12 protein-coding genes are annotated in these 6,545 nt (G+C 68.4%); 5 read left to right on the forward strand and 7 right to left on the reverse strand.

What is annotated here, in order from left to right; all coding sequences use genetic code 11:
* Nucleotides 1-45: 45 nt before the first annotated feature.
* From D4765_RS14670 to D4765_RS14690, 5 genes are read right to left on the reverse strand one after another with little or no spacing between them, the layout of a single operon-like run.
* Complete coding sequence (locus D4765_RS14670; protein ID WP_136643047.1) at nt 46-651, reverse strand: hypothetical protein; 606 nt, start codon at nt 649-651, stop codon at nt 46-48.
* Nucleotides 648-1,268, reverse strand: coding sequence for a hypothetical protein (locus tag D4765_RS14675; protein ID WP_136643048.1), 621 nt, complete (start codon nt 1,266-1,268; stop codon nt 648-650). The genes D4765_RS14670 and D4765_RS14675 overlap by 4 nt, the downstream gene beginning before the upstream one ends.
* Nucleotides 1,265-1,672 carry a hypothetical protein gene (locus tag D4765_RS14680; RefSeq protein WP_237280458.1) on the reverse strand — a complete coding sequence of 136 codons (408 nt, stop codon included), beginning with the start codon at nt 1,670-1,672 and terminating at the stop codon, nt 1,265-1,267. The genes D4765_RS14675 and D4765_RS14680 overlap by 4 nt, the downstream gene beginning before the upstream one ends.
* The gene (locus tag D4765_RS14685) at nt 1,669-1,878 is read right to left on the reverse strand and encodes a DUF2273 domain-containing protein (RefSeq protein ID WP_237280459.1); all 210 of its coding nucleotides are present in this window, start codon (nt 1,876-1,878) and stop codon (nt 1,669-1,671) included. The genes D4765_RS14680 and D4765_RS14685 overlap by 4 nt, the downstream gene beginning before the upstream one ends.
* A complete protein-coding gene (locus D4765_RS14690; RefSeq protein ID WP_136643049.1) occupies nt 1,875-2,312 on the reverse strand; it encodes an Asp23/Gls24 family envelope stress response protein in 438 nt (145 codons plus the stop codon). Before D4765_RS14690 ends, D4765_RS14685 begins: the two co-directional genes overlap by 4 nt.
* Before the next feature lie 125 nt (nt 2,313-2,437).
* Here D4765_RS14690 and D4765_RS14695 point away from each other — a divergent pair, with 125 nt between their 5' ends.
* From D4765_RS14695 to D4765_RS14705, 3 genes are read left to right on the forward strand one after another with little or no spacing between them, the layout of a single operon-like run.
* Nucleotides 2,438-3,031 (forward strand): RNA polymerase sigma factor, encoded by a 594-nt coding sequence (locus D4765_RS14695; RefSeq protein ID WP_136643050.1) that lies wholly within the window; start codon nt 2,438-2,440, stop codon nt 3,029-3,031.
* Nucleotides 3,028-3,735: a hypothetical protein gene (locus tag D4765_RS14700; RefSeq protein ID WP_237280460.1), complete on the forward strand. Its 708-nt coding sequence runs from the start codon at nt 3,028-3,030 to the stop codon at nt 3,733-3,735. Before D4765_RS14695 ends, D4765_RS14700 begins: the two co-directional genes overlap by 4 nt.
* Nucleotides 3,735-4,196, forward strand: a complete 462-nt coding sequence (locus D4765_RS14705; protein WP_136643051.1) for a hypothetical protein — start codon at nt 3,735-3,737, stop codon at nt 4,194-4,196. Before D4765_RS14700 ends, D4765_RS14705 begins: the two co-directional genes overlap by 1 nt.
* A gap of 196 nt (nt 4,197-4,392) precedes the next feature.
* Here D4765_RS14705 and D4765_RS14710 read toward each other — a convergent pair whose 3' ends face one another.
* A complete protein-coding gene (locus tag D4765_RS14710) occupies nt 4,393-5,100 on the reverse strand; it encodes an SDR family oxidoreductase (protein WP_136643052.1) in 708 nt (235 codons plus the stop codon).
* Nucleotides 5,101-5,231: 131 nt separating this feature from the next.
* The gene (locus D4765_RS14715; protein ID WP_136643053.1) at nt 5,232-5,468 is read right to left on the reverse strand and encodes a hypothetical protein; all 237 of its coding nucleotides are present in this window, start codon (nt 5,466-5,468) and stop codon (nt 5,232-5,234) included.
* Nucleotides 5,469-5,486: 18 nt separating this feature from the next.
* On the opposite strand from D4765_RS14715, the gene D4765_RS14720 reads away from it, so the two are divergent.
* Nucleotides 5,487-5,924, forward strand: coding sequence for a MarR family winged helix-turn-helix transcriptional regulator (locus D4765_RS14720; protein WP_136643054.1), 438 nt, complete (start codon nt 5,487-5,489; stop codon nt 5,922-5,924).
* An 81-nt stretch (nt 5,925-6,005) separates the two neighbouring features.
* On the forward strand, nt 6,006-6,545 hold a 540-nt coding region (locus D4765_RS14725), incomplete at its 3' end, for a DUF1003 domain-containing protein (protein WP_237280461.1).

The following is a 6,545-nucleotide window of genomic DNA, read 5'->3' on the forward strand; positions in this document are numbered from 1 at the left end:
TGTGGGGGATCTTTTGTGGGGTGTGGGGGGTGAAACGATGCGGAATTACTGCAGCCGCGTCGATCCGGCGGTTCGAACCCTGAAGCCCCCGCTGATCTGTACGACCGCGGGAACCTCTGACCCGAGCAGCGCGTCGAGGGCGAGCAGCAGTTGCTCGACCATCCGACCCGCCTCCCGGGGTGAGACACCGCGCCGGCACGACACCGACACTTTGAGCACCGACGTGCCCCTGACCGAGTAGGTCGACACGTGCGATGAAACCAGCTCGGGGCGCCCGCTCAGACCGTCGGCCAGCAGCTGTTCGGCCACCGACGCTTCGACAATGGTGCGACCGTCGTCGGTCGGGGCGTCGCTCAGAAGTGCACGCGTGTGCCCGCGGCCCTGGCGCAGGATGAACACCAGCAGCAGAACCGAGACGACGAGTGCCACGGCGGCGGCGACGATCCAGAGCCAGCTGTGCCCGGAATCGCCGAGCGGGGTCTGGTAGAGCCAGCCCGTCACGGTCTTCTGCACCTCGGGTGCGCGCTGCTGCCAGCCGTCACGAAACTGCGGCACAGCGCCCACGGCGACAGCGGCGGCCCCCGCGACGAGCAGTACGAGCCCGGCGATCAGGATGACCGCGCGGTTCGCCCCTCGATTGGTGGAGTTCATGCGCCGACCTTCCCGTGCTCCCTGATGATGACGCGCGACCGGATGCCCGGCTTCACCTCGTACGAGGCGAGCTGTTCATCGACCGCCCGAACCACGGCGTCACGGTCGACCGGCCGGCCCGAGGTGGGCGTCAACCGAACCACAGCGGTACGGTGCGAGACCGACACCATGGTGTTGTCGGCGCTGGCGTGTGCCGCTTTCGCCGCGTGCCGGGCGAGTGCCGAGGCGATCACTTCGTTGTCGACGACCGTTGCCGCGCGCGACCCCGGCAGCGTGTGCCGGGCGCGACGACCGCCGCCGAAGGCGCCGATCACGAGTGCGACACCGATCACGGCCGCAACAATACCGCCGGCGATCAGCGCGCCCGCTGGGTACGTGGGGGCGTCGATCACCGCCTGCGCGAGCCGGGCGGGCGCGACGAGCAGGGCCGGCTGGCCGAGCAGGCGCAACACGCATTCGGTGCCCACGTAGACGAGCATCAGAATGGCGATGACGGCCAGAACGATAGCCAGGCCCGACTTCGGTGAGTGCGTCTCGCGGCGCAGCAGCCGGCGGTAGAGCCGCCCTGAGCCGGCGCTGCCGCCCGCCGCTGCGGGCTTCATGACGGTGTCACTCATGAGACACGCCTTTCTGTGCGAATGTCGACCCCGGTCAGCCGAATCACCACGCGGGCGATCTCTGAGCCCGTGAGATCGGCGGCCTGGCGACGGATCTGCTGCTGCGCGGCGGCGGCACGCTCGAGGATGGTGCCAGAGGTGCGGGCGACCAGAGAAAGGTCATCCTGAACCCTGGTCAGCGACACCACGCGAAGCGGCGACCTGACGGTGACCACCAACTGGCCCGCTTCGTCAGCAAGGTCGACGCTCACGCTTCGAACCTCGACGCCGAGAGCATCGGCGGCCACCGCCGTGACCACGCGGTTCAGTGCCCGTGAGGTGATGCGGGTTCGGCCGTCAGCGTCGGTCTGGGCGGGAACGCTGAGCGACCCCACCCCGGGGCCCGCCGCTGCGACCGAACTCATGACGATGACCGCTTGCCGCGCAGGGCCCCGACGAGGGCCGACGGGTCGAGCTTGCCTTCGACGATGCGGCCGATCAGCGCGCCGATCGCCATGGCGACGCCGACGAAGACGAACGCCCAGAAGCCGAAGAGGATCCAGGTGAGGGCGAGCACCGCGCCGATCGCGATGCCGGTGCGGGTCGCCGAGCCGATGCCTGAGGGGTTCACTGAACTCGCGCCTCGGCCGGCTCGGTGGTGTCGTCGTCAGAGGCGATGTACACGTCGTCGATGGTCACGTTGACCTCGGTGACCTCCATGCCGACGAGGGTTTCAATCGCTCGGATGATCGACGAACGCACGCCGTCGGCAACCGTCTGCAGCGGCACCGGGTACTCGGCGACGATGGTCACGTCGACGGCGACCTGGGTCTCGCCGACCTCGACGCTGATGCCCTGGCTGAGGTCGGTGTTGTTCATGACGTTGCGAATGGCGCCGAGGGCGCGAGCTGCGCCGCCACCCAGAGCGTGAACGCCTGACACCTCGCGGGCGGCGATGCCGGCGACCTTAGCAACAACGCTGTCGTTGATGACGGTCTTGCCGATCGCAGTCTCAGAGTTCGGAATGACGGTGGTGGGGGTGCTTGCTGCTGTGGTGCTTGCCATCAGTTTTCTCCTTATATCAACCCCTGCACCTTGCAGGGCGGCTATGAGATAGTCACTACTGAGACGCAGCCAGTGTCAGATTCGTCACGCAGAGCGTGCAGAAGTTTCGAAGTGGGGGAGCGAGGGTGGATGTTCGCAGCCGGCTCCCTGCCAGCCTCCCGCCGGCGCGTGCTTCGGTGCTCGACGAGGCCGACGACCGCACCCTCGCGGGCCGGGCGGCCGACGGAGACGTTCGAGCGTTCGAGGTCATTGTGCGGCGGTACTCGCCGTTGATGCGCGCGTACGCCACACGAGTTCTGGGTTCGAACAGCGAGAGCGACGATGTGGTGCAGGAGGCGTTCATCACTGCCTGGCAGCAGCTTCCGAGCCTGAACGACGGCGGAGTCGTCAAGAGCTGGTTGATGCGCATCGTGAGCCGCAAGAGCATTGACCGCATCCGTGCGCGCAAACTCCACCTCGACATCGACGACCACGAGCAGGCCGCGCCCCACACCGCCTCCCCTCACCACGTCGCGGAGGTGCATTCGCGCGAGACGGCGCTCTCGGCCGCGCTGAACGCGATGCCGGAGCAGCAGCGACAGTGCTGGGTGCTGAAAGAGCTCGCAGAGTACAGTTACGACGACATCGCCCGCGAGCTCGATCTGCCCCTCTCGACTGTTCGCGGCCTGTTGGCTCGTGCGCGCAAGAACCTGATCCGGCAGATGGAGGAGTGGCGATGAGCGACGAACCCCTGCAGGCCCGAGGTGTTCCCACCGACGCCGTGCTGCCCGTCGACACGGTGCTGCCCGTAGACCTCGAGGCGCCGGATGCTGTACTCGACGGCTTCGAACCCGCCGACCTCGACGGCCACACCATCGAGCAGCTGAACGACTACCTCGACGCCGGGCGGCAGCCGCTCGACCCCTCGATCGAGAACTCTCCGGGCTGCCAGATAGCGCTGTCGGCCATGCTGCGCCTGCGCGAGATGTCGCGCACGCTTCTGGAGACCGATGTGCTGTCAGAGCCGGCGCCCACCGATACCTGGGTGTCGGGCATCCTGAACCGTATCGGGCTCGAAGCCCGGGCGGGGCGCGACATTCCGGTGCAGCACCCGTCGCCGGCGGCGAAGCTGACGCTCACCGAGGGGGCCGTGCGCGGGCTCATCCGGGCGGCCGGCGACACCGTGGGCGGGCTGCTCATCGGGCGGGTACGGCTTGTCGGCGACGTCACCCTCGCGGGTGAACCCATCACCGTTCTCGTCGATGCGAGCGTTTTCTGGGGCGAACCCATCGTGGCGGCGGCCGCGAGGGTGCGCGAGGCGATCTACGCCGAACTGTTGAAGCACACCGAGCTCACCGTCGCCTCGATCGACGTGACCGTGCACGACGTGCACCGCTCCCGCGCACCCGAGGCTCTGCTGGTTCGAACAGACGAGGACGACTGATGGATGACCTGGCTTCCCTCTCGGCGACCCTCACCGCTGCCGTGCGCACCGTTACCGGGGTGACCGCCGTGTATGCAAGTGCACCCGCCGTCGTGTCGGCGGCCTCGGTGGCAGCCTCGGTGGCAGCCACCGTCGCAGCCACAGCGGCAGCCTCGGTCGTGGGTGCGGTGGCGGGTTCGGTAGGCGGAAGGGTGGCGGGTTCGGTGTCGCGGAGCGCGGCCGTGCTCGACGCGTCGGCGATCGATGTTTCAGCGATCACGGCCGAAGCCGTTTCCGCGCGCGACAGCGTTCGCGTGTCAGACGGCCCCGGGGGGCTTGTCGTCTCGGTCACCATCGGAGTCGACGAGGCAGATTCGGCCACCGAGGCCTGCCGCCGGGTCTACGACGTCATCGCCGACCTGCTGGCCGCTGCGGGCGAACCGGTGGAGTCGATCGCGGTGACGGTCGGCCGCATCGGCTGATGCCTGAGGCCTGAGGCCTGAGGCCTGATGCCTGATGCCTGATGCCTGATGCCTGATGCCTGAGCCCTGAGGCCAGTGCTGCGGGCCGTGCTGTCGCTGCGTGCGAGCGGCCACCAGCTGCCTCAGGTTCGAGGCCGTCTCGTCTCCAGCCGGTTGACCCGCTGCCCCGGCGCACAGCGGGCGATGCCGGCCCGGGTCAGACGCGCGCGAACTGCGGGTACAGCGCCTCGATCGGGCCGGCGAGGCCGCTCTTGACGTCGGCGCTCAGCTGGTCGGCGAGCACCTCGAGTTCGCCCGCCTCGAGCCCGTCGTAGGCCGCGCGCACGACGTCGGCCGGGTCGTTCATTGGGGCGTCGATGCCGGCCGTCATCGGGGTGTCGGTGTAGCCGAGGTGCAGCCCCACCACCTGAGTGCCCTGCGGAGCGAGCTCGAGGCGCAGCGAGTTCGTGGCCGACCAGTACGCCGCCTTCGAGGCGCTGTAGCCGCCGGCGAGGCCGATCCAGCTGAGAACGGAGTGTACGTCGAGGTAGGCGCCGCCCCCGTTCGCGCCCACGACCGGTGCAAACGCGCGCGCCACCGCCACCGCGCCGAAGAAATTCGTCTCGAAGACGGCTCGCAGGTCATCCAGAGTGCCCTCGAGAATGCCGCCGGCACCCAGCACGCCCGCATTGTTCACCACGATGCTCGTGTCTGCCGCTTGGGCGACCGCAGCGGCAATCGATGCCGTAGAGGTCACGTCGAGGGCCAGCGGTACGACGCGCGGGTCGCTCCACTCGCGGGGCGTGCGGGCGGTCGCGTAGACCTTCGCCGCGCCGCGGTCTAGCGCCTGGCGAACGAACTCGGCGCCGAGGCCGCCGTTCGCTCCGGTGACAAGAACGGTTGCGCCGCTGAGGGTGGTTGACATAGCTGACTCCTGTGCTCGAGTGATCGGATGCCCGGCTGCTCCCGCTCGTGCGGTCGCCGCCGAGGCGTGTTCATCTCAACCACTGTCTGAGTTGGATATTCCTACTCAGCCGAAATCTCTTCAGGCAGCCGTCAGGGACAGTACAGCTGCGTACGCTCACCCGAGCGGTCGACCTCGTGCTCTGACATCGGCGCCCCGCAGAGCGGGCAGGCTCGGGTGAGCGCCTCGGCCGCGCGTTCGGCGGGCTCGCGCTGATCGACCGTGCCCAGTGGGGGTGGGCCCAGGTAGGGAAAGAGCCGGGCATTCAGCCAGTTGCCAACGCCGCCGGCTTCTTTCAGTGTGACCTTGCGTGGTCGTTTCGTGCGCATACTGTTAGTGTACTAACTATGTCGGATGATCCGCTCGCGCTCGAGAATCAGGTGTGCTTCGCGCTCGCGGTGGCCGCACGCAATGTCATCGCGCTCTACCGTCCGCTGCTCGAGCCGCTCGGCCTCACTCACCCCCAATACCTCGTGATGCTCGCGCTCTGGCAGCAGAGCCCACGTTCGGTCACGAGCCTCGGTCACGCGCTGAGTCTCGAGCCCGCCACCCTGTCACCACTGCTGAAGCGCCTCGAGGCGGCCGGGTACCTCGCTCGCTCCCGAAGTGCCAGAGATGAACGGATGCTCGACCTCACCCTCACCGCCCGCGGGGCCGCACTCCGAACCGAGGCGCTCACCATTCCGCCGCGGGTGGCTGAGGCGCTGAGCATGCCCGTGCCGGAGCTCGAGCACCTCCGCTCGGCGCTGCACGGCGTCATCGGTGCCACGGCGGCCTCCAGCTGACGCTGAATCTCTGATGTGAGTATTGCTCGAATGCATAGATAATCGGCCAACGTCAGCGTCGGGCTGCCTAAACTTCGACGCATGTCTGCCCCCGTTCATCCGCCTCGCCCGGCCAGTGCGCCGGCGCCGGCCACTGCGCCACCAGCCGCTCCGGCGATGGCTCCCGCCCCCACCCGGTCGCCGCTGCCACTCGGCCACGCCACCGTGCCCCGCCGCATCCTGCGCGATGGCCAGCCACACCACCCACTCGTGTTGGCCGAAGCGCGCCGCCGCGCGGGCAGCGTGCAGCTGAGGGTTGCCGACGGCATCACCTCGTTTGCCGGGTCGATCAGGTTCGTCTACCTGCACGCCGCCCTCTTCGCGCTCTGGATGCTCGTCTTCGAGCAGAGCCCGTGGCCCACGCTCACCCTGGTGGTGTCGCTCGAGGCCATCTTCCTGTCGACCTTCGTCATGATCGCCCAGAACAGGCAGGCCGCCTTTCAGCAGGCCAAGGCCGACCACGACTTCGCTAAGTCCGACCAAGAGCTCACCTCCATCGCCGACCTCACCCGGCAGGTGCACCAGCTCACCACCGAGATCCACCAGCACGTCATGAGCGCTCCCGCCCTGCCCTCCCTGCCC

The organism is Subtercola vilae, from assembly GCF_004923255.1.
Classification (GTDB): domain Bacteria; phylum Actinomycetota; class Actinomycetes; order Actinomycetales; family Microbacteriaceae; genus Subtercola; species Subtercola vilae.